At 72.7% G+C, this 20,669-nt stretch carries 20 protein-coding genes; 16 read left to right on the top strand and 4 right to left on the bottom strand.

Annotated elements, in window-relative coordinates:
* Positions 1-117 precede the first annotated feature (117 nt).
* Positions 118-1,140 (bottom strand): COX15/CtaA family protein, encoded by a 1,023-nt coding sequence (locus ACTOQ2_RS08445; protein ID WP_440099132.1) that lies wholly within the window; start codon positions 1,138-1,140, stop codon positions 118-120.
* Between the two features lie 221 nt (positions 1,141-1,361).
* On the opposite strand from ACTOQ2_RS08445, the gene ACTOQ2_RS08450 reads away from it, so the two are divergent.
* The 11 genes from ACTOQ2_RS08450 (at position 1,362) to ACTOQ2_RS08500 (ending at position 12,359) form a co-directional block, all read left to right on the top strand.
* Positions 1,362-2,624 carry an NAD(P)/FAD-dependent oxidoreductase gene (locus ACTOQ2_RS08450; protein WP_440099133.1) on the top strand — a complete coding sequence of 421 codons (1,263 nt, stop codon included), beginning with the start codon at positions 1,362-1,364 and terminating at the stop codon, positions 2,622-2,624.
* 70 nt (positions 2,625-2,694) lie between these two features.
* Positions 2,695-2,991, top strand: a complete 297-nt coding sequence (locus tag ACTOQ2_RS08455) for a (2Fe-2S)-binding protein (RefSeq protein WP_440099134.1) — start codon at positions 2,695-2,697, stop codon at positions 2,989-2,991.
* 7 nt (positions 2,992-2,998) lie between these two features.
* Positions 2,999-4,600: an FAD-dependent oxidoreductase gene (locus ACTOQ2_RS08460; protein ID WP_440099135.1), complete on the top strand. Its 1,602-nt coding sequence runs from the start codon at positions 2,999-3,001 to the stop codon at positions 4,598-4,600.
* 3 nt (positions 4,601-4,603) lie between these two features.
* Positions 4,604-5,497 (top strand): dihydrodipicolinate synthase family protein, encoded by an 894-nt coding sequence (locus ACTOQ2_RS08465; protein ID WP_440099136.1) that lies wholly within the window; start codon positions 4,604-4,606, stop codon positions 5,495-5,497.
* A gap of 34 nt (positions 5,498-5,531) precedes the next feature.
* Complete coding sequence (locus ACTOQ2_RS08470; protein ID WP_440099137.1) at positions 5,532-6,533, top strand: proline racemase family protein; 1,002 nt, start codon at positions 5,532-5,534, stop codon at positions 6,531-6,533.
* Positions 6,534-6,805: 272 nt separating this feature from the next.
* The gene (locus ACTOQ2_RS08475) at positions 6,806-7,978 is read left to right on the top strand and encodes a branched-chain amino acid ABC transporter substrate-binding protein (RefSeq protein ID WP_440084990.1); all 1,173 of its coding nucleotides are present in this window, start codon (positions 6,806-6,808) and stop codon (positions 7,976-7,978) included.
* Entirely contained in the window at positions 7,975-8,868 is an 894-nt protein-coding gene (locus ACTOQ2_RS08480; RefSeq protein ID WP_440099138.1) for a branched-chain amino acid ABC transporter permease, read from the top strand. Before ACTOQ2_RS08475 ends, ACTOQ2_RS08480 begins: the two co-directional genes overlap by 4 nt.
* On the top strand, positions 8,865-9,878 hold the full coding sequence (locus ACTOQ2_RS08485; RefSeq protein WP_440099139.1) for a branched-chain amino acid ABC transporter permease: 1,014 nt from the start codon (positions 8,865-8,867) through the stop codon (positions 9,876-9,878). Before ACTOQ2_RS08480 ends, ACTOQ2_RS08485 begins: the two co-directional genes overlap by 4 nt.
* Positions 9,875-10,822: an ABC transporter ATP-binding protein gene (locus tag ACTOQ2_RS08490; RefSeq protein WP_440099140.1), complete on the top strand. Its 948-nt coding sequence runs from the start codon at positions 9,875-9,877 to the stop codon at positions 10,820-10,822. Before ACTOQ2_RS08485 ends, ACTOQ2_RS08490 begins: the two co-directional genes overlap by 4 nt.
* A complete protein-coding gene (locus ACTOQ2_RS08495; protein WP_440099141.1) occupies positions 10,815-11,540 on the top strand; it encodes an ABC transporter ATP-binding protein in 726 nt (241 codons plus the stop codon). Before ACTOQ2_RS08490 ends, ACTOQ2_RS08495 begins: the two co-directional genes overlap by 8 nt.
* A 138-nt stretch (positions 11,541-11,678) precedes the next feature.
* Positions 11,679-12,359: a GntR family transcriptional regulator gene (locus tag ACTOQ2_RS08500; protein ID WP_362685797.1), complete on the top strand. Its 681-nt coding sequence runs from the start codon at positions 11,679-11,681 to the stop codon at positions 12,357-12,359.
* 138 nt (positions 12,360-12,497) lie between these two features.
* On the opposite strand, the gene ACTOQ2_RS08505 is transcribed toward ACTOQ2_RS08500, so the two are convergent.
* The 3 genes from ACTOQ2_RS08505 to ACTOQ2_RS08515 all read right to left on the bottom strand — a co-directional run bounded on the left by ACTOQ2_RS08505 (position 12,498) and on the right by ACTOQ2_RS08515 (position 15,452).
* Complete coding sequence (locus tag ACTOQ2_RS08505; protein ID WP_440066046.1) at positions 12,498-13,415, bottom strand: EamA family transporter; 918 nt, start codon at positions 13,413-13,415, stop codon at positions 12,498-12,500.
* 167 nt (positions 13,416-13,582) lie between these two features.
* Positions 13,583-14,350: an ABC transporter permease gene (locus tag ACTOQ2_RS08510; protein ID WP_440066047.1), complete on the bottom strand. Its 768-nt coding sequence runs from the start codon at positions 14,348-14,350 to the stop codon at positions 13,583-13,585.
* Positions 14,351-14,543: 193 nt separating this feature from the next.
* Positions 14,544-15,452, bottom strand: a complete 909-nt coding sequence (locus ACTOQ2_RS08515) for an ABC transporter ATP-binding protein (protein ID WP_440099142.1) — start codon at positions 15,450-15,452, stop codon at positions 14,544-14,546.
* A gap of 243 nt (positions 15,453-15,695) precedes the next feature.
* Here ACTOQ2_RS08515 and ACTOQ2_RS08520 point away from each other — a divergent pair, with 243 nt between their 5' ends.
* The 5 genes from ACTOQ2_RS08520 (at position 15,696) to ACTOQ2_RS08540 (ending at position 20,668) form a co-directional block, all read left to right on the top strand.
* Positions 15,696-16,928 carry a multidrug effflux MFS transporter gene (locus ACTOQ2_RS08520; RefSeq protein WP_440066049.1) on the top strand — a complete coding sequence of 411 codons (1,233 nt, stop codon included), beginning with the start codon at positions 15,696-15,698 and terminating at the stop codon, positions 16,926-16,928.
* A gap of 104 nt (positions 16,929-17,032) precedes the next feature.
* Positions 17,033-17,824 carry a helix-turn-helix transcriptional regulator gene (locus tag ACTOQ2_RS08525; RefSeq protein WP_440099371.1) on the top strand — a complete coding sequence of 264 codons (792 nt, stop codon included), beginning with the start codon at positions 17,033-17,035 and terminating at the stop codon, positions 17,822-17,824.
* A complete protein-coding gene (gene sufB / locus ACTOQ2_RS08530; RefSeq protein ID WP_362836595.1) occupies positions 17,821-19,233 on the top strand; it encodes a Fe-S cluster assembly protein SufB in 1,413 nt (470 codons plus the stop codon). Before ACTOQ2_RS08525 ends, sufB begins: the two co-directional genes overlap by 4 nt.
* Positions 19,233-20,354 (top strand): Fe-S cluster assembly protein SufD, encoded by a 1,122-nt coding sequence (gene sufD / locus ACTOQ2_RS08535; RefSeq protein ID WP_440099143.1) that lies wholly within the window; start codon positions 19,233-19,235, stop codon positions 20,352-20,354. The genes sufB and sufD overlap by 1 nt, the downstream gene beginning before the upstream one ends.
* Positions 20,351-20,668, top strand: a complete 318-nt coding sequence (locus ACTOQ2_RS08540) for a Rieske (2Fe-2S) protein (RefSeq protein WP_362685816.1) — start codon at positions 20,351-20,353, stop codon at positions 20,666-20,668. The genes sufD and ACTOQ2_RS08540 overlap by 4 nt, the downstream gene beginning before the upstream one ends.
* The last annotated feature ends 1 nt before the right edge of the window (position 20,669 follow it).

Below are 20,669 nucleotides of genomic sequence, written 5' to 3' on the forward strand. Positions count from 1 at the left end.
CCGCACCGGGACCGCGTCGAGTGCGGACGGCTTCCGGAGGCGTGCGGACGGCGTCCGGGCGGCGTGAGGGAGGCGTGCGGACTGGGGTTCAGGGCCAGGAGCTGCGAGCTCGGTCGTTCACGACCGAGAAGCTGACACGCGGACGGCGTCGCGTTCGCCGGTGACCGCCTCCGGGACGTCGCGCGGCCCGCGCGGGCCGGTCGCGAACAGCACCCGAAGCGCGCAGAGCCAGACCAGGGTCGCGCCGAGCACGTGCAGGTTGACCAGGGCCGCGGGCACGCCCAGGAAGTACTGGACGTATCCGATGACCCCCTGCGCCGCCTCCACGGCCAGCAACGTCCACGCGGCCCGCCGGGCGTACCCGGGCGCGTCGGTGATGTGCAGCGCGAACGCCAGCGCGAAGGTGAGGCCGATCACCACGTAGGCGACGTCGGCGTGGATCCTCGCCACGGTCTCGATGTCGAAGCCGAACCGGGAGGCCATCTCGTCCCCGGAGTGCGGCCCGGTGCCGGTCACCACCACGCCCACGACGAGCAGGACGAACACGGCGGCGACGAGCGCGAAGGCGAGCGTGCGGACGTGGCGGTGGACCGGTTGCCGGGACACGTCCTCGCCTTGCCACTGACCCTGCCCCTGGCCGGCACGGGCATACAGCGCGTACGCCGCGGCGATCATGCCGATGGAGACCAGGAAGTGCACGCTCACGGTCACCGGGTTGAGCGCGCTGCGCACGACCAGGCCGCCCCAGAGCCCCTGGAAGGCCACGCCGATCGGCTGCAGCCAGGCCAGTTTGACCAGGTCGGGGCGGCGGGCCGGCAGCCGCAGGGCGGCGATCAGGCAGGCCACGCCGACGGCCAGCACCAGGAAGGTCAGCATCCGGTTGCCGAACTCGATCGCCATGTTCACCGGGGAGATCTCGGCGTGGGCCACCGGGGTGAAGCTCTCCGGCGTGCACCGGGGCCAGGTGGGGCAGCCCAGGCCCGACCCGCTGACCCGTACCGCGGCGCCCGTCACCGTGATCCCGATGTTGACGACGACCGCCGCCAGCGCCCAGCGGCGCAGCGTGAGGAGGGTCGGCGGCCCCACGATCCGCGCCGACTTCGCGGCATGCCTGCGGGTCCGGTCAAGGAGGTGGTTCACGGCTCACATGCTAGGTGGCGAGGTGCGCGGTCCCGCCGCGGACCCCGGGTACCGGCCGCCGGCGCGGGCCGCCCGCCGCGGGACGGCGTGCCGTACGGGCCGGTGGGTAGGGGTGCGCGTGGGCCGCCGGCACGCCTGCGATGTCCGTTTTGGTGCATTGATCCGATAGAAGGTATGTGACATAGTACTGACGAGTCCGAGGCGCGGGAGCGAGGTGGGACATGCCGGACGTCGTGGTCATCGGCGCCGGAGTCGTCGGTGCCGCCTGCGCCTACTACGCCGCCCGCGCGGGACTGGACGTGGTGGTCGTTGACCGGGGTGCGGTGGCGGGCGGCACGACGGGTGCGGGTGAGGGCAACATCCTGGTCTCCGACAAGGAACCGGGACCCGAGCTCGACCTGGCGCTGCTCTCCAACCGGCTCTGGCGAGACCTGGCCGGGGCCGGCGGCGATGACGGTGCGAAGGGCGGAACGCAGGGCGAGCCCGCCGGTGGTCCCGGCGCCGGAGCCGGAGCGGGGCGCGCCGGAGGGCCCGCGACGGGCGGCGAGGGGGCCGAGCCGGGCGGGGGGTTCGAGTTCGAGGCCAAGGGCGGCCTGGTGGTCGCCGAGACGGACGAGATCCTGGCGGCGCTCACCGGCCTGGCGGCGAAGCAGGGCGTCGAGCACGTCGCCGTCGCCCAGAAGGAACTCGGCGACTACGAGCCCCACCTGGCGAAAGGGCTCGCCGGAGGCGTGTTCTACCCGCAGGACGCCCAGGTCCAGCCCATGCTGGCGGCGGCCAGGCTCATCCGGAGGGGCGCCGAGCGGTTCGGCCGCGGTGCCCTGATGCTGCGGACCGGCGTCACGGTGACCGGCTTCGTCCGTGCCGGCGGCCGGGTCACCGGCGTCACCACCGACCACGGCGACATCCTCGCCGGAGCCGTCGTCAACGCCGCGGGCACCTGGGGCGGCGAGATCGCCGCGCTGGCCGGTGTGCGCGTCCCGATCCTGCCCAGGCGCGGCTTCATCCTGGTCACCGAGCCTCTCGCCGGGCCGCTCATCAGGCACAAGGTCTACACCGCCGCCTACGTCACCGCGGTGGCCAGCGACTCGGAGGGACTGGAGACGTCCGCCGTCGTGGAGAGCACCCCGTCGGGGCCGGTGCTCATCGGCGCCAGCCGCGAGCGGGTCGGCTTCGACCGCACGGTCTCCGTCCCGGTGCTCGAACGTCTCGCCCGCCAGGCCGTGGAGCTGTTCCCCGCCCTGGCGGCGTACCGGGCGATCCGCGCCTACTGCGGTTTCCGCCCCTACTGCCCGGACCACCTTCCGGTGATCGGGGAGGATCCCCGGGCGCCCGGGCTCTACCACGCCTGCGGCCACGAGGGGGCGGGCATCGGCCTGGCCCCGGCCACCGGCCACCTGATCGCCCAGCTCCTGGCCGGGCTCCACCCCGGCTTGGACCTCGCTCCCTTCCGCCCGGACCGCTTCGCCGAGGAGGCGTCTTGACCTGCTCACGGAGCCGGAGCCGGAGCCGACGCCGGCGCCGAAGCCGGGGTCCTTCCGCCGGAGGTGCCCGATGAGGGATCCGTACCGCCTGGTGAGGGCGCGGCCCGAGCCGGGGTTCGAGATCAGCGTGGACGGCACCCCCGTCCCGGTGGTCCCCGGCCAGACCGTCGGCGCCGCCATGCACGGCGCGGGCGTCCGCTCCTGGCGCACCACCCGGTTCGGCGGGCGCCCGCGCGGGCTGTTCTGCGGCATCGGGGTCTGTTTCGACTGCCTGGTCACGGTGAACGGGACCCCGTCCCTGCGCGCCTGCCTGACCGAGGCCCTCCCGGGAGACCTGGTGACCACCGGCGACGAGGCGGAGGGGTGAGCGGCTGATGACGCGGATCCACGACCTCGCCGTCGTCGGCGCGGGCCCCGCGGGGGTCGCGGGTGCGCTCACCGCCGCCCTGTCCGGGCTGGACGTCGTGCTGATCGACGGGGCCGCCAGGCCGGGCGGCCAGTACTTCCGGCACCCCGCCGAGGGTTTCCGCGCCGCGCGGCCCGGCGCGCTCCACCACGGGCTCGACCGGTTCACCCGCCAGTGGGAGACGCTTGGCGAGCGCGCCGAGGTGCTCCTGCGCCACCGGGTCTGGGCGGTCGAGCGCGCGGACGGGGCGATCACCGTACGGTGCCTGGAGGGAGACCGTGAGGAGCGGCCCCGCGCGGTGACCGCGCGCGCGCTGCTGATCGCCACCGGCGCGCACGACCGGCCGCTGCCGTTCCCCGGCTGGGACCTGCCGGGGGTGCTCACCGCGGGCGGCGCGCAGGCGCTGCTCAAGGGCGACCTGGTCCTCGCGGGAAGCAGGATCGTGGTCGCCGGCACCGGCCCGTTCCTGCTCCCCGTCGCCGCGGGCCTGGCCGACGCGGGGGCCCGGGTGCTCGGCGTCCACGAGGCGAGCGGCGGGTTCGGGCTCGCCAGGCACCCGCTGCTCGCCGCGGGCCGGGCCGGGGAGGCCCTCGGGTACGGGGCGCGCCTGGCCCGCCACCGGATCCCGTACCACCGCCGCGAGGCGGTGGTCGCCGCGCACGGCGACACCGCGCTGACCCACGTCACCGTGGCGAGCCTGGACGGGGACTGGCGGCCGGTCACGACGAGGACCGTCGAGTGCGACACCCTCGCCTTCGGCTACGGATTCGTCCCCCAGCTCGACCTGCCGGTCCAGCTGGACTGCGGCACCCGCCGCGACCCCGACGGCGGCCCGGTCGTCGCGGTGGACGCGGGCATGCGCACCAGCGTGCCCGGCGTCTACGCGGCGGGGGAGTCCACCGGCGTCGGCGGGGCCGCGCTCGCCGAGGTGGAGGGCCGCATCGCGGGCCGGTCCGCCGCCGCGGACCTGGGCCGCCCCGTGCCGCCCGACCCGGCCCTGTCCCGGCGAAGGCATCGGCTCGCCGCCTTCGCCCGCGCCCTGCAGGAGGCCTACCCGGTACGGCCGGGCTGGCGGGAGTGGCTGCGCGACGACACGCTCGTCTGCCGCTGCGAGGAGGTGCCCCTGTCGGCCGTACGGGAGGCCCAGGCCATGGGGGCCGTCGACGCGCGTTCCGTCAAGCTTCTGGCCCGCCCGGGGATGGGGTGGTGCCAGGGCAGGATGTGCGGCTACGCGGTCGCGTGCCTCGCCGGGGAGGACCCCGCGCCGCCCCGGCGCCCGATCGCCCAGCCCGTCAGACTCGGCGATCTCGCCGCGCGGCCACCGTCTCCCCCGGAACGGCGGGAGGACCGCCCGGCGACGGGACGGCCAGAGACCCTCCTGGACCTGGACCTCGACATGGAGCTGGACCTGGACCTGGGTCCGGACCCGGAACCGGACCCGGAACCGGGTCGGCCGGAAATCTCCCCTGAGCCGGGCGGGCCGGAGCTCCACTCGCGCAGGGACCGTACGGGATCTCCCACGGACCCGGACCCGGACCCGGACCGGCTGGAAAACCCTTCGGAAGGATGAACCATGACGACCCCCGTGAAGCCCTGGCACGGTGTGACCGTGGCCACCGCGCTGCCCCTGGGCGCGGATCTCTCCGTCGACCTGGACGGCTACGCCGAGCACTGCCGGTGGCTGGTCGCCTCCGGGTGCGACGGCGTCGTGCCGAACGGGTCGCTGGGCGAGTACCAGACGCTGACCCCCGAGGAGCGGGCCTCGGTCGTGGAGACCGCGGTCGCCGCCGTCGGCGGTGCCCGCGTCATGCCGGGGGTCGCCGCCTACGGCGCCCTGGAGGCCCGGCGCTGGGCCGAGCAGGCCGCCGAGGCAGGGTGTCGCGCGGTGATGCTGCTCCCGCCGAACGCCTACCGAGCCGACGACAGGACCGTGGTGGAGCACTACCGGGAGGTGGCCCGGGCCGGCCTGCCGGTGGTGGCCTACAACAACCCCTTCGACACCCGGGTGGACCTCACCCCCCGGCTGCTGGCCGCCCTCCACGCAGAGGGGCTGATCGTCGGGGTCAAGGAGTTCAGCGGGGACGTCCGCCGCATCTACGAGATCGCCGAACTCGCTCCCGGGCTGGACGTGCTGGCCGGGGCCGACGACGTGCTGCTGGAGCTGGTCACCGCCGGGGCGGTCGGCTGGGTGGCCGGATTCCCCAACGCGCTGCCCGAGTCGACCGTGGCCCTGTACCGCGCGGCCGCCGCGGGGGACACGGCCACCGCGCTGCCGCTCTACCGCGCGCTGCACCCGCTGCTTCGCTGGGACTCCAGGCCGGTGTTCGTCCAGGCCATCAAGCTCTCCATGGACCTGGCCGGGCGCAACGGCGGCCCGTGCCGCCCGCCCAGGCTCGGCCTCGCCCCCGAGCAGGAGGCCGCCGTACGCGCCGCCACGGAGAAGGCCCTGGCCGAGGGCCTGCGGTAGATCCACCCCTTACCCTTCCCCGTGAGGAGAGTCGATGAGAACGAAGAGGGTCTTCCACGCGGTGGACTCCCACACCGAGGGCATGCCCACCCGGGTGATCACCGGGGGAGTGGGGGTCATCCCCGGCTCCACCATGGCCGAGCGGCGTGAGCACTTCCTGGCCGAGATGGACCACGTCCGCACCCTGCTCATGTACGAGCCGCGCGGCCACTCGGCGATGAGCGGGGCCATCCTGCAACCGCCCACCCGGCCCGACGCCGACTACGGCGTGCTCTTCATCGAGGTCTCCGGCTGCCTGCCCATGTGCGGGCACGGCACCATCGGCGTCGCCACGGTCCTCGTCGAGACCGGGATGGTCGAGGTCGCCGAGCCGGTCACCACCATCCGGCTGGACACCCCCGCGGGCCTGGTCGTCGCCGAGGTCCGGGTCGAGGACGGCGCCGCCGCGGAGGTGACCATCACCAACGTGCCCTCCTTCAGCGCCGGGCTGGACCGCGTGGTCAAGGTTCCCGGGATAGGCGAGGTCGTCTACGACCTCGCCTACGGCGGCAACCACTACGCGATCCTGCCGATCGAGTCGGTGGGCCTGCCGTTCGAGCGGTCGCACAAGCAGGCGATCCTCGACGCCGGTCTGGCGATCATGGGGGCGATCAACGAGCAGGACGAGCCCGTCCATCCGCTGGACCCCGGCATCCGGGGCTGCCACCACGTGCAGTTCACCGCGCCCGGTTCCGGCGCCAGGCACTCGCGGCACGCGATGGCGATCCATCCCGGCTGGTTCGACCGCTCGCCGTGCGGCACCGGTACCAGCGCCCGGATGGCCCAGCTGCACGCCAGGGGCGAGCTCCCGCTGGACACCGCCTTCGTGAACGAGTCGTTCATCGGTACCCGCTTCGTCGGGCGGCTCACGGAGGAGACGGAGGTGGGGGGCCTGCCCGCGGTGGTTCCGGCCATCACCGGGCGGGCGTGGGTCACCGGCACCGCCCAGTACTTCCTCGACCCCCGCGATCCGTTCCCCGGAGGTTTCCTCCTCTGACTCCCCCTGATTCCGGCCGAGCGGACGGGACCGTTTCCCGTGCGGGCCCGCGACCGCAACCCCGGCGCAGGAAAACCCTCGGGGGAGGCCGGTCCCGTCGCCGTCCGCCCCTCTCCGAGCTGCTCACACGCCGCCCTCCCCGGGGGTGACCCCCGGTGGGCCGCGGCTCATGGGGAAACGGCGTCTTAACGCTAACGGTCTTGTTTCGGCCCTTGACGTGCACCGGCGTTGCACGTGCAATATCACACATCATCGGACGTGAGGAGCCGCACATGCGTGCCATCCCCCTGAAGTGCTTCACCTCGCTGGCCGTTCTCGGTCTCATGGTCACCGGATGTGGCCAGGGACTGCTCGGTGACGGCGGCGGGGGCCAGACGGCCGCCGCGAAGGACGAGCCGATCGTCCTCGGCATGCTGATCCCGCAGTCGGGCAGCGAGGCCGCCATAGGTCCCTACATGAGCAACGCGGCGCAGCTCGCGATCGACGAGATCAACGCCAAGGGCGGCGTGCTCGGCCGCAAGCTGGAGCTGAGGACCGCCGACGACGCCTGCGACGCCCAGTCCGCGGCGGCGGGCGCCAACAAGCTGGTCACCGAGGGGGTCGACGTCTCCGTGGGAGGCTACTGCTCCGGGGCGACGCTACCCACCCTGCCGATCTTCGGTAAGGCCGGAATCCCGATGATCATCCCGGCCGCCAACTCCCAGGAACTGGTCGACCAGAAGCTCAAGCACGTCTTCCTGATCAACGGCACGGGCTCCCAGCAGGCCGCGGCCGCCGAGAAGTGGATCGCCAAGCAGGGGGCCAAGAGCGTCGCGCTGATGCACGACAACACCAGTTACTCCAAGGACATCGCGCTGCGCACCCAGGCCCTCCTGGAGGCCCCCGACGGGGCCGAGGCCGCGATCACCGAGGCGGTCACCCCGAAGGAGAGCGACTACAGCGCCAACATCACCAACGTGCTGGCCAAGAAGCCCGACTTCGTCTACTGGACCGGTTACTTCCAGGAGGGCGGCCTGATCGCGCGCCAGCTACGGCAGGCCGGATACAAGGGCTCCATCATGGTCGGCGACGGCTCGGTCTCCCCCAAGCTGATCGAGATCGCCGGGGACGAGGCCGCCGAGGGCCTCTACGCCACGATGACCCAGACCCCCGACACCCTCGAGGGCGCCGAGGGCTGGATCGAGGCGTACAAGAAGAAGTACTCCTCCGAGCCGGGCCCGTACTCCAACCAGGCCTACGACGCGGTACGGCTCGCCGCCGAGGCGGTCACCAAGGCGGGCGCCACCGACGGCGACAAGGTCATCGCGGCGCTCGAGGCGATCGACGGCTTCTCGATGTTCTCCGGGCCGCTGAAGTTCACCCCCGAGCACACCCTGGCCAACGGCGGCTTCCAGATCCTCGTCGTCAAGGGCGACAAGTTCGCCCTGCAGGACGCCCTCCAGTGACGCAGCTCGTCTGGAACGGATTGTTCGTCGGCTCGTTCTACGCCCTGGTGGCCCTGGGCTACAGCATGGTCTACGGGATCATCAAGCTGCTCAACTTCGCCCACGGCGACCTGTACATGCTGGGCGCGTTCGCCGGCTTCGCCATCCTCGGCGCGGTCGGCGGCGTGTCCTCCGCGATGGCCCTGCCGCTGCTGCTCGCGGTGCTCCTGGTGACCATGGCCGTCACCGGCCTGGCCGGGGTGGCACTGGAGCGGATCGCCTACCGCCCGCTCCGCCGTGCCCCGCGGCTGTCCCTGCTGATCACCGCGGTCGGGGCCTCCTTCGCCCTGGAGTACGGCATGCGCGCGGTGGCCGGGGCCGATCCGCGCGTCTACCCGGTGCGGCTGGGCGGCACCTCGCTGGAGATCCTCGGGGCCCGGCTCACCGTGCAGCAGGTCGTCCTGGTCGGCGTGGCGGTGCTCCTCATGGCCGGGCTCAACCTGCTGGTCACCCGCACCCGTGAGGGCCGGGCCATGCGGGCCATCGCGCTTGACCCGCGCACCAGCGCGCTGATGGGCATCGACGTCAACGCGGTGATCTCCCGCACCTTCTTCATCGGCTCTGCGCTGGCGGGGGCCGCGGGCGTGATGGCCGGGGCCTACTACGGGAAGATCGACTTCATGATGGGCTTCCTGATCGGGCTCAAGGCCTTCACGGCGGCCGTCATCGGCGGCATCGGCAACATCCCCGGCACGATGCTCGGCGGCCTGCTGCTCGGGCTGCTGGAGTCGTTCGGCACGTTCTGGCTGGGCGGCGAGTGGCGCGACGTGTTCGCCTTCGGGGTACTGATCCTGTTTTTGACGGTGCGGCCCACCGGCCTGCTCGGCGAGCGCGTCACGGAGCGCGTGTGAACGAGACCACCGAGCCCGCCGGGCCGACCGGGCCTGCCGGAGCCGCCGGCACCGGCACCAAGGTCCGCCGCCGCGGCACCGGCAGGCCCCCCAGCCGGGCGTCGAGGCTGCTGCAGAACCGCTGGGCCGGGATTGCCGGGCTGCTGATCGCGCTGCTGGCCCCCTTCGTCAACGCCACGCCGTACGCGCTGTCGGTCATGACCAGCGCGGCCATCGCCGTGATGCTCGCCGCCGGGCTGAACATCGTGGTCGGCTACTGCGGCCTGCTCGACCTGGGCTACGTCGCCTTCTTCGCGGTCGGCGCCTACACCAGCGGCGTGCTGGCCACCCGCTTCGACCTGCCGCTGCTCGCCACGGTGCCCGCCGTGCTCGTGGTCACGGTCGTCGCCGGGATCGTCATCGGCGCGCCCACCCTGCGCCTGCGCAGCGACTACCTCGCCATCGTGACCCTCGGCTTCGGGGAGATCATCCGGATCACCGCCAACAACCTGGACGTCACCGGCGGCCCCTCCGGCATCTACGGCATCCCGCACCTGGTCGAGCACCCCGCGGCCTTCTACTACGTCACCGTGGCCGTCGTCTCGCTGGCCGTCCTCGGCGCGGCGCGGCTGGGCCGTTCCCGCCTGGGCCGGGCCTGGCGCTTCGTCCGGGAGGACGAGGACGCCGCCGAGGCGATGGGCGTGCACACCTACCGGGTCAAGCTCGCCGCCTACATCGCCGGGGCGGTCTGGGGCGGCCTGGCCGGGGTGCTGTTCGCCGCGCAGCTGTCGGCAATCTCGCCGGGCAGCTTCACCTTCCTGTCGTCGGCGCTGGTGCTCATGGCCGTGGTCCTCGGCGGGATGGGCTCGGTGCCCGGCGTCGTCGTCGGCGCCATCGTGATCAGCATCCTGCCGGAGATCCTGCGCGACCTCGCCGACTACCGGTTCTTCCTGTTCGGCGTGCTGCTCATCGTCTTCATGCTCCTGCGACCGCAGGGGATCTGGCCGGCTCGTTCCAGGGAGGTTTCGTGAGCCTGCTGAGCGTGGCCGACCTGCGCCTGACCTTCGGCGGGCTGGTGGCCATCGACGGCCTGTCGTTCTCGGTGGACGAGGCGGAGATCGTCTCGGTGATCGGGCCCAACGGGGCGGGCAAGACGTCGGCCTTCAACTGCGTCACCGGCTTCTACCGGCCGACCTCCGGCCGGATCACCCTGCGCGGCAGGGACCTGCCGGGGATGCGGCCCTCGGCCATCGCGGGCCTGGGGGTCGCGCGGACCTTCCAGAACCTGCGCCTGTTCGGCGAGCTGTCGGTCCTGGACAACGTGCGCGCCGGATCGCACCTGTGGCTGCGCCAGAGCGTCCTGGACGCCCTGCTGCACACCCCGCGCTACCGGCGCTCCGAGCGCGAGTGCACCGAGCAGGCCCATCACTGGCTGGACTTCGTCGGCCTGCGCGGCGACCGGTACGGGCAGGCGCGCAACCTTCCCTACGGCGAGCAGCGCCGTACGGAGATCGCCCGTGCCCTGGCCCGCCGGCCCGACCTGCTGCTGCTGGACGAGCCCGCGGCCGGGCTCAACCACGGCGAGAAGGCCGAGATGCTCGACCTGATCCGGCGCATCCAGGCGCTGGGGGTGGCCATCGTGCTCATCGAGCACGACATGGGCCTGGTCATGGAGGTCTCCGAGCGCGTGGTCGTGCTCAACTTCGGCAGGGAGATCGCCGACGGCCGTCCCGAGGACGTCCGGCGCGACCCGGCCGTCATCGAGGCCTACCTCGGCGGCGACCCCACCGCCGCGAGGGAGGAGGCCGACGGGACCGCGACGGCGGGGAAGAGCGGCGCAGGGGAAGGCGGCTCGGGCGAGGAGGCCGCGGTGGAAGACGGCGAAAGGCAGGACGGCGGCATCGGGAAGACCGGAGAGGCCGGAAAAGGGACCACGGGGGAAGACGGCGCGGCCGGGGGAGACGCCAATGCTTGACATCGACGGGCTGGACGTCCACTACGGCGGCGTACACGCCCTGCGAGGCCTGTCCCTCGGCGTCGCCGAGGGGGAGATCGTCGCCCTGCTCGGCAACAACGGCGCGGGCAAGACCACCACGCTGTCGGCGGTCTCGGGGCTGCTGCGGCCCTCCGGCGGCAAGGTGGTCTTCGACGGGAAGACGATCACCAGGGAGAAGCCGCACCGGATCACCGCGCGCGGCCTGGTTCACGTCCCGGAGGGCCGCAGGATCTTCAGCACGCTCAGCGTGCACGAGAACCTCCAGCTGGGCGGCTACCTGGTCCGCGACCAGGCGGAGATCCGCGCGCGGATCGAACGCGTCTACGAGCTGCTGCCCCGCCTGGCGGAGAGGCGCGCCCAGCAGGGCGGCACGCTGTCGGGCGGCGAGCAGCAGATGCTCGCCATCGGCAGGGCGCTGGTCACCGGGCCCCGGCTGCTGCTGCTCGACGAGCCGTCCATGGGCCTGGCGCCCCTGGTGGTCGCCTCGGTCATGGAGCTCATCGCGGGGATCAACGCCCAGGGCACCTCGGTGCTGCTCGTCGAGCAGAACGCCGTGGCCGCCCTGGGGATCGCGCACCGCGGCTACGTGATCGAGAACGGCGAGTGCGTCCTCGACGGGCCCGCCGCCGAGCTCCGCCGGGACGCCCGGGTGGCCGAGGCCTACCTCGGCGGGGTCCGGGGGAGCGAGGGGGGATGACCGGCGGACCCGCCACCGGCGTCGTGCCCTCCGGATCGGCCCCCGGGTGTTCGGGGACGCACGCATGGCCTGGGAGGATGTGGGAGTGGCGGGTTCCGCCGATCAGGCGCGGACGCGAGCGACACGAGAGGCTCCGGTATGGCTCCTAGGGCGGACGGCCGGCTCGACCTGCCGGCCGTGAGCGAGCGGCAGAGCCTGCGTGAGCAGGTGGCCCACGCGCTCAGGGCGGCCCTGATCACCGGTGAGATGAGGCCCGGCATGGTCTACTCGGCCCCGGTCCTCGCCGCCCAGTTCGGGGTCTCGGCGACCCCGGTGCGCGAGGCCATGCTCGACCTGGCCAAGGAGGGCCTGGTCGAGGCGGTACGCAACAAGGGCTTCCGGGTCACCGAGCTGTCCGACCGGGACCTGGACGAGCTGACCGAGATCCGCAGGCTCATCGAGGTGCCCACGGTGGCGCAACTGGCCGACGCCGGGCGCGCGCCGAGCTTCGAGACGCTGCGCCCGCTGGCCCAGGCGATCGTCGACGCCGCCGAGCGCGGCGACCTGCTCGCGTACGTCGACGCCGACATCCGCTTCCACCTGGACCTGCTCGCCCTGGCGGGCAACTCCCACCTCGTGGAGGTGGTTCGCGACCTGCGCAACCGGGCCCGCCTGTACGGCCTGTCCTCCCTGCACCGGCGGGGCACCCTCGCCGACTCCGCCCGCGAGCACCTCACCCTGCTCGCGCTGCTCTCCGAGGGGGACGCGAGCGGTGCCGAGCGGCTGATGCGCGCCCACATCCGGCACGTCCGCGGCATCTGGGCCAGCCGGCCCGAGTAACGGCGGCCGAGGGCGACCGGCCGGGACGCGGCGGCTCGGAGCGCGGGCCGGCGGGTGCCCCGCGAGCGCCGGGCCGGGACGGCGGGGACGGTCCGTGGTGCCGCGGGTGCCGCGGGTGGCGCCCCGGCGGGGACGGGGTCAGCCGCTGCCGCGGGTGGCGCCCACGCTGGCGATGACCACGCAGCCGATGGCGGCCCACTCCCGCACGTGGAGCACCTCGCCCAGCACCACCAGCCCGACCAGCGCCGCCATCGCGGGCTCCACGCTCATCAGGATGCCGAAGACCCGCTTGGGCATCCGGCGCAGTGCCTCCAGCTCGATCGAGTAGGGGATGACCGACGACAGCAGGCCCACCCCGAGCCCGATCAGCAGGAGCTCGGGCTGGAGCAGGTCGGTGCCGCCCGAGGTGATCCCGACGGGGGCGACCAGCACGCAGGAGACGATCATCGCCAGGGAGAGGCCGGTCGTGCCGGGGAAGCGCCGGCCGACCGAGGCGGACAGCAGGATGTAACCGGCCCAGCAGGCCGCCGCCACCAGGGCGAAGGCGATCCCGGCCCAGCTGATCCTGGACGCCCCCGTGCCCCACGGGGCCAGCAGCACCACGCCCGACCCGGCGAGCGCGACCCAGAGCAGGTCGAGGCGGCGGCGTGAGGCGGCCACCGCGACGCCGAGCGGGCCGAGGAACTCGATCGCCACCGCGATGCCCATCGGCAGCCGGGCCAGCGCCTCGTAGAACGACAGGTTCATCACGCCCAGCGTCACGCCGAACGCCACCCCCGCCCCGACGTCCGCCCTGGACAGCCCGCGCAGCCTGGGGCGGGCGACCGCGCCCATGATCAGCGCGCCCGTCGCGATCCGCAGGAACACCACGGCGCTCGGTGGCAGCTGGGCGAACAGATCCTTGGCGAAACCCGCGCCCACCTGCACCGACAGGATGGCCAGCAGCACCAGCCCGGACGGCGGGACGGCGTCGGAGGCCGCCTTCAGCAGCGCCGCGGGTCTGGGCAGGCCCTGCTTGTACGGCTCGGCGGGCCCCTGCGCGGCTTCGGCGGTCACGGCTCTCCTCATGCCAGGTGCAAAGTGGTTTGTGACACCTTACTTATCGCGGCCCTCGTTTTCAGCGGCGTCCGCGATGCGAGACGTCCCGGGAGAGGTGACGACCCCGGCGCCGGCCCGTGCCCTCACCGGCCACCGCGCCGTCCGGCCGGCCGGATCCGGCCGGGTCACTCCCAGCGGAACGTCCGGGAGGTCAGGAAGAGCGACACCGCCGCCCACGCCGCGAGGATCGCCGCGGCGGCGAGCGGCGGTCCCGCGCCGTCGCTCAGGACCGCACGGAGCCCTCCCGTCAGCGCCGAGATCGGCAGCAGTTCCAGCACCGGCCGCACCGACTCGGGGAACCTGGCCAGCGGGAAGGCGACCCCGCCGCAGGCGAGCAGGAGCAGGTAGACGAGGTTCGCCGCGGCGAGCGTGGCCTCGGCGCGCAGCGTTCCCGCCATCAGCAGGCCGAGCCCGCTGAACGCGGCGGTGCCCAGCACGACCAGCAGCAGCGCCGCGAGCGGCGAGCCTGTGGGGCGCCAGCCCAGGGCGAGCGCCACCCCGCAGATGACCGCCACCTGGACGACCTCCACGGCGATCACCGCGAGCGTCTTGGACAGCATCAGCCCGGTCCGCGACAGCGGGGTCGCGCCCAGCCGCTTCAGCACGCCGTACCGGCGCTCGAAGCCCGTCGCGATGGCCTGCCCGGTGAAGGCGGTGGACATCACGGCCAGCGCGAGCACCCCGGGGGTCATGAAGTCGATCCGGGAACCGCCGCCCACGTCGATGATCGGGGCGGAGGAGAGGCCGACGAGCAGCAGCACCGGGATGATCATCGTGAGCAGCAGCTGCTCGCCGTTGCGGAGCATCGCCCGTATCTCCGCGCCCGTCTGGGCCGCCACCATCCGGCCCAGCGGCGCGGCTCCGGGAGCCGGCGTGAGGTCCAGGGTCGTCATGGGGCTCTCCTGCGGTCTGGCCCGCGCTCCGGCCGGGGCCGCACCCGGACGCGCGCGGAACGGTGGCGAAGGGGTTTCGAGGGTGCCGCCTGAGCGGGGGGCTCCGGGAGCGTCACCGCGGCAGAGGGTTCCGGGAGTGTCACCGCGCCAGGGGGTTCCGGGAGCATCGCCGGAGCCGGGGATCTCGAGGGCGTCACCGGAGCTCACGCCCGGTCAGTTCCAGGAAGACGTCCTCCAGGGTGCGCCGCTCGATGCTGAGGTCGTCGGCGGTCACCCCCTCGGCGGCGCACCAGGTCGTCACGGTGGCCAGGAGGCCGGGCGCGACCTGCCCCTCGATGATGTAGTGCCCCGCCGGCGACTCCTTGGCCGCGCTGCCGGCGGGCAGGGCGGCGAGCAGCTCGTCCAGGGCGAGGCCGGGCCGGGCGCGGAAGCGCAGCTGCCGCTCGGCGCCGGTGAGGGAGGAGGGCGTGCCCTCGGCGACCACCCTGCCGCGGTCGATGATCACGATCTGGTCGGAGAGCTTCTCCGCCTCGTCCATGTGGTGGGTGGTGAGCACCACCGAGACCCCGCTCGCGCGCAGGTCCCGCACCAGCTCCCAGCAGGCGTGCCTGGCCTGCGGGTCCAGACCCGCGGTCGGCTCGTCGAGGAAGACCAGCTCGGGGCGGCCGATGACCGCCCCCGCCAGCGACACGCGCTGCTGCTGGCCGCCGGAGAGCCTGCGGTACGGGGTGCGGGCGTGCTCGCTCAGCCCCAGCCGCTCCAGCAGCGCCGCCGGGTCGAGCGGGTGGGCGTGGAAGCGGGCCATCAGCCGCAGCCACTGCCCGCAGCGGGACGCGGGGGGAACGCCGCCCGCCTGGAGCATCACCCCGACCCTGGCCCGCAGTTCCGGTCGTGACGGGTCGAGCCCGAGCACCCTCACGGTGCCGCCGTCGGCCCGGCGGAATCCCTCGCAGATCTCCAGGGTGGAGGTCTTGCCGGCCCCGTTGGGGCCCAGCACCGCGGTGACCGCGCCTCGGGCGGCGTTGAAGGTCAGGCCGTCGATCGCGGTCGTCCCGCCGTATCTCTTGACCAGGTCGACGATCTCGACGGCTGGGGAGTCCATGGCCACGAGTTTAGGGACTGCGCCCGCCGGTCACGCTCCCGGACCACGCGTCCGGGACCGCCGCGGCCCCGTTTCCCGGCCGGGACCGGACCCGCCCGACTGGCGCTTAAAGGTTTTTCTGAGGAAATTTCCGAAATACAGGAATTCGGATGACCGGCTGATGGTTGAGACGCTTCGGCCCCTGTGGGCTCATCGTCGCCCGTGACCAGCGGGCGTGGCCTGCGATCAAAAGGGGACACGGGTATGACCGCGGCCGTCGTCGAGCCGGAGGTGGCGCCGATCGCACGGCGCAGGACACTGCTGCTGCTCATCCTGGGCGCGCTGTCGGCGGTGGGTCCTCTCTCGATCGACATGTACCTGCCCGCCTTCCCCTCCATCGCCGCCGACCTGGGCACCGGGCAGGCGCAGGTGCAGCTCACCCTCACCGCCTGCCTCGTCGGGTTCTCCATCGGGCAGGTCGTCGCGGGCCCGATCAGCGACACGCGCGGCCGGCGCGGCCCGCTGCTGGTCGGCATCGCCGCCTACGCCGCCGCCTCCCTGCTGTGCGCCTTCTCCCCGTCGGTGTACGGGCTGGTGGGGTTCCGCCTGCTGCAGGGCATCGCGGGCGGCGCCGCGCTGGTGATCGTCCGCGCGGTCGTCCGCGACCTGTACGAGGGGGCGGCCATCGCCCGGATCTTCGCCACTCTCATGCTCGTGACCGGCCTCGCGCCGATCCTGGCCCCGATCGCGGGCGCGCAGCTGCTCGACCACACCTCCTGGCGGGGCGTGTTCGTCGCGCTGAGCGTCGCGGGACTCCTGCTGCTGGCCGCCGCGCTGTCCGGGGTGCGCGAGACGCTGCCCGCCGACCGGCGCGAGAGCGGAGGGCTCCGGCACACCCTCGTCATCTTCTGGCACCTGCTCCGCGACCGCTCCTTCATGGCCGCCACCCTGGCCGGGGGGCTGGGCTTCGCGGCCATGTTCGCCTACATCTCCGGGTCGCCCTTCGTGCTCCAGGACGTCTACGACACCTCGGCGCAGACCTTCTCCCTGGTGTTCGGGCTGAACGCGCTCGGCCTGACCGTCACCGCGCAGATCGGCGGGCGCCTCGCCGGGCGGCTGGACCCGGCCAGGCTGATCGTCGCCGGGCTGCTCATGAGCGTGGCCGGGGCCGCGGGGGTGCTCGTCGCGGCCCTGTTCCACCTGCCCCTGCCGGTGCTGGTCGCCGCGCTGTTCGTGATGATGTGCGGGGCGGGTTTCGTCCTGCCGGGCAGCGGCGCGCTCGCCCTGGCCGGCCAGCCCCAGCAGATCGCCGGGAGCGCGGCCGCGCTGACGGGCGTGCTGCAGTTCGCGCTCGGCGCGCTCGCCGCCCCGCTGGTGGGTCTGGGCGGCGAGGGATCGGCCCTGCCGATGGCCGTCGTCCTGGCCGGTTTCACCCTCGCCGCGCTCGCCGCCTTCGTCGGGCTGCGGGGGACCTCGCGGAGCGTTTCCCCAGCTTAGGTAAGGCTTACCTGCGTGACGAACCACATTCGGTCGACCGTACATCGGGTTTGTAACTGGGGAAGCAATTACGGCACACTGATGTTGTGAAATACGTGACCGGGATGCAGGGCACCGAGGGAGCCGCCGCCGCGCGGCCCTCCGGCGTGTCCGCCGAGCGCAGCACGCGAGCGCGTGTCGCCCGGCTCATCCTGGAGCACGGACCCATCACCGCCGCCGCCCTCGGCGAGCGGCTCGGCCTCACTCCCGCCGCCGTGCGCAGGCACCTCGACGCCCTGCTGGCCGAGGGAATGGCCGAGGCCCGCACCGCCAGGCCGCGGGGCCAGCGCGGGCGGGGGCGACCGGCCAAGCTGTTCGCGATCACCGACGCGGGCCGCAGTGCCTTCGAGCACGCCTACGACGGCCTCGCCGGGAGCGCGCTGCGTTTCCTGGCCGAGCGTGTGGGCGAGGAGGCCGTGGCGGAGTTCGCCAGGTCACAGGTGGCCGGCCTGGTCGACCGCCTGCGGCCGAGGATGAGCGAGGTCCCCGCCGACCAGCGGGTCCGCGTGCTGGCCGAGGCACTGTCGGCCGACGGCTACGCCGCCTCGGCGAGCAAGGCCAGCCTCGGCGGCGAGCAGCTGTGCCAGCACCACTGCCCGGTGGCGCACGTGGCCGCGGAGTTCCCGCAGCTGTGCGAGGCCGAGACGGAGGCGTTCGGGCGCATCCTCGGCACCCCCGTGCAGCGGCTCGCGACCATCGCCCACGGCGACGGCGTGTGCACCACGCACGTGAGTCCCCGCAGAACCTCCGGGCCGGGCGCCAGGGAGCCCGCGACGGGCTTTTCGGCACCCGATCCGGCGCTACCGCCGGCAATCCACGAAACGATCGACACATCGAGCAAGGAGACCGGAAGGTGACTGTCACCGACCGCCCGGAGCTGGAAGGCCTCGGGAATTACAAGTTCGGCTGGGCCGACTCGGACGCCGCGGGAGCGACGGCCCGGCGTGGCCTGTCCGAAGAGGTCGTCCGCAACATCTCCGCGCTGAAGAGCGAGCCGGAGTGGATGCTGGACCTTCGTCTGAAGGGGCTGCGCCTTTTCGGTAAGAAGCCCATGCCCAACTGGGGTTCCGACCTCAGCGGGATCGACTTCGACAACATCAAGTACTTCGTGCGCTCGACGGAGAAGCAGGCCGCCTCCTGGGAGGACCTGCCCGACGACATCAAGAACACCTACGACAAGCTCGGCATCCCCGAGGCGGAGAAGCAGCGCCTGGTCGCCGGCGTCGCCGCCCAGTACGAGTCCGAGGTGGTCTACCACAAGATCCGTGAGGACCTCGAGGAGAAGGGTGTCATCTTCGTCGACACCGACACCGCCCTCAGGGAGCACGAGGAGATCTTCAAGGAGTACTTCGGGACCGTGATCCCCGTCGGCGACAACAAGTTCGCCGCGCTGAACACGGCCACCTGGAGCGGCGGCAGCTTCATCTACGTGCCGCCGAACGTCAACGTGGAGATCCCGCTCCAGGCCTACTTCCGGATCAACACCGAGAACATGGGCCAGTTCGAGCGGACCCTGATCGTCGTCGACGAGGGCTCCTACGTCCACTACGTCGAGGGCTGCACCGCGCCGATCTACTCCTCCGACTCGCTGCACAGCGCGGTCGTGGAGATCATCGTGAAGAAGAACGCGCGCTGCCGCTACACGACCATCCAGAACTGGTCGAACAACGTCTACAACCTGGTCACCAAGCGCGCCGTGGCGTACGAGGGCGCGACCATGGAGTGGGTCGACGGCAACATCGGTTCCAAGGTCACGATGAAGTACCCGGCCGTCTACCTCATGGGCGAGCACGCCAAGGGCGAGACCCTCAGCGTCGCCTTCGCCGGTGAGGGCCAGCACCAGGACGCCGGGGCCAAGATGGTGCACCTCGCGCCGAACACCAGCTCCTCGGTGATCTCCAAGTCCGTCGCCCGCGGCGGCGGCCGCACCTCCTACCGCGGCCTGGTCCAGATCGAGGAGGGGGCGCACGGCAGCGCCAGCACCGTCAAGTGCGACGCGCTCCTCGTCGACCAGATCAGCCGCTCCGACACCTACCCCTACGTGGACGTGCGCGAGGACGACGTCTCCATGGGGCACGAGGCCACCGTCTCCAAGGTCTCAGACGACCAGCTCTTCTACCTGATGAGCCGCGGCATGGGCGAGGACGAGGCGATGGCGATGATCGTCCGGGGCTTCGTCGAGCCGATCGCCCGCGAGCTCCCGATGGAGTACGCCCTGGAGCTGAACCGCCTGATCGAGCTGCAGATGGAAGGGGCCGTCGGCTGATGGGTCTCGACACCGGAAAACCCCTGTCGACCCTCCACGAGAAGGCCTCGTACGACGTGGCCGACTTCGCGGTACCGACCGGCCGGGAGGAGGAGTGGCGCTTCACCCCGCTCTCCCGGCTCAAGGGCCTGCACGAGGGCGTCGCGGCCTCCGCGAACGTCGTCGTGCAGGTCGAAGCCGCCCCCGAGGTCACCGTGGAGACCGTCGGCCGCGACGACCAGCGGGTCGGCAAAGCCTATGTGCCCGCCGACCGGGTCAGCGCCCAGGCCTACGCCTCCTTCGAGAAGGCCACCGTGCTCACCGTCCCGCGCGAGGCCGTCGCCTCCAAGCCGACGGTGATCACCCTCACCGGGTCCGGGCAGGGCGCCGCGTACGGCCACACGGTCGTGCGGCTGGAGCCGATGGCCGAGGCCGTGGTCGTCCTCGACCACCAGGGCAGCGCCGTCTACGCCGACAACGTCGAGTTCGTCGTGGGCGAGGGAGCCACACTCAAGGTCGTCAGCCTGCAGGACTGGGCCGACGACGCCGTGCACGTCTCCCACCACCACGCCCTGCTGGCCAAGGACGCGACCTTCCGCGGCTTCGTGGTCACCCTCGGCGGCGACCTGGTCAGGCTGTCCCCGTCGGTCTCCTACGAGGGCCCCGGCGGCGACGCCGAGCTGAACGGCCTCTACTTCGTCGACGCCGGCCAGCACCTGGAGCACCGCCTGCTCGTCGACCACTCCAAGCCCGGCTGCCGCAGCAACGTCGACTACCGCGGCGCGCTGCAGGGCCAGGACGCCCACGCGGTCTGGATCGGCGACGTCATCATCCGCGTCGAGGCCGAGGGCACCGACACCTACGAGCTCAACCGCAACCTGCTGCTCACCGACGGCGCCCGCGCCGACTCGGTGCCCAACCTGGAGATCCTCACCGGCGAGGTCGCCGGGGCGGGTCACGCCAGCGCCTCGGGCCGTCTCGACGACGAGCACATCTTCTACCTCCAGGCGCGCGGGATCCCCTTCGAGGACGCACGCCGCCTCGTCATCAGGGGCTTCTTCGCGCAGCTGCTGGAGAAGATCGAGGTTCCCGAGCTTCGCGAGCGGGTGCTCGCCCGGGTCGAGGCGGAGCTTGAGAAGTGACGTTCGAGAAGGTCTGCAAGCTCGCCGACATCCCCGACGAGGGAGTGATCGGCCTTGAGGTCGGCGACACCCCCGTCGCCCTGGTCCGCCGGGGCGAGGAGGTCTTCGCGCTGCACGACGTCTGCTCCCACGCCGAGGTGAAGCTCAGCGAGGGAGAGGTCTACGACGGCACCCTGGAGTGCTGGCTGCACGGCTCGTGCTTCGACCTGCGCTCGGGCAAGCCCACCGGGCCGCCCGCCAACAAGCCCGTCCCCGTATACCGAGTAAAGATCGATGGCGATGACGTCCTCGTCTCGCTCTCGAAGGAGTCATAAA

Origin of the sequence: Streptosporangium sp. H16 (genome assembly GCF_051918855.1) — a bacterium.
GTDB lineage: Bacteria > Actinomycetota > Actinomycetes > Streptosporangiales > Streptosporangiaceae > Streptosporangium.

Excerpts from the sequence above, each read along its gene's own strand:
- ACTOQ2_RS08450 (WP_440099133.1), top strand. The coding sequence starts at position 1,362 with ATGCCGGACGTCGTGGTCATCGGCGCCGGAGTCGTCGGTGCCGCCTGC.
- ACTOQ2_RS08455 (WP_440099134.1), top strand. The coding sequence starts at position 2,695 with ATGAGGGATCCGTACCGCCTGGTGAGGGCGCGGCCCGAGCCGGGGTTC.
- ACTOQ2_RS08460 (WP_440099135.1), top strand. The coding sequence starts at position 2,999 with ATGACGCGGATCCACGACCTCGCCGTCGTCGGCGCGGGCCCCGCGGGG.
- ACTOQ2_RS08465 (WP_440099136.1), top strand. The coding sequence starts at position 4,604 with ATGACGACCCCCGTGAAGCCCTGGCACGGTGTGACCGTGGCCACCGCG.
- ACTOQ2_RS08470 (WP_440099137.1), top strand. The coding sequence starts at position 5,532 with ATGAGAACGAAGAGGGTCTTCCACGCGGTGGACTCCCACACCGAGGGC.
- ACTOQ2_RS08475 (WP_440084990.1), top strand. The coding sequence starts at position 6,806 with ATGCGTGCCATCCCCCTGAAGTGCTTCACCTCGCTGGCCGTTCTCGGT.
- ACTOQ2_RS08495 (WP_440099141.1), top strand. The coding sequence starts at position 10,815 with ATGCTTGACATCGACGGGCTGGACGTCCACTACGGCGGCGTACACGCC.
- ACTOQ2_RS08500 (WP_362685797.1), top strand. The coding sequence starts at position 11,679 with ATGGCTCCTAGGGCGGACGGCCGGCTCGACCTGCCGGCCGTGAGCGAG.
- ACTOQ2_RS08510 (WP_440066047.1), bottom strand. The coding sequence starts at position 14,350 with ATGACGACCCTGGACCTCACGCCGGCTCCCGGAGCCGCGCCGCTGGGC.
- ACTOQ2_RS08515 (WP_440099142.1), bottom strand. The coding sequence starts at position 15,452 with ATGGACTCCCCAGCCGTCGAGATCGTCGACCTGGTCAAGAGATACGGC.
- ACTOQ2_RS08520 (WP_440066049.1), top strand. The coding sequence starts at position 15,696 with ATGACCGCGGCCGTCGTCGAGCCGGAGGTGGCGCCGATCGCACGGCGC.
- ACTOQ2_RS08525 (WP_440099371.1), top strand. The coding sequence starts at position 17,033 with ATGCAGGGCACCGAGGGAGCCGCCGCCGCGCGGCCCTCCGGCGTGTCC.
- sufD (WP_440099143.1), top strand. The coding sequence starts at position 19,233 with ATGGGTCTCGACACCGGAAAACCCCTGTCGACCCTCCACGAGAAGGCC.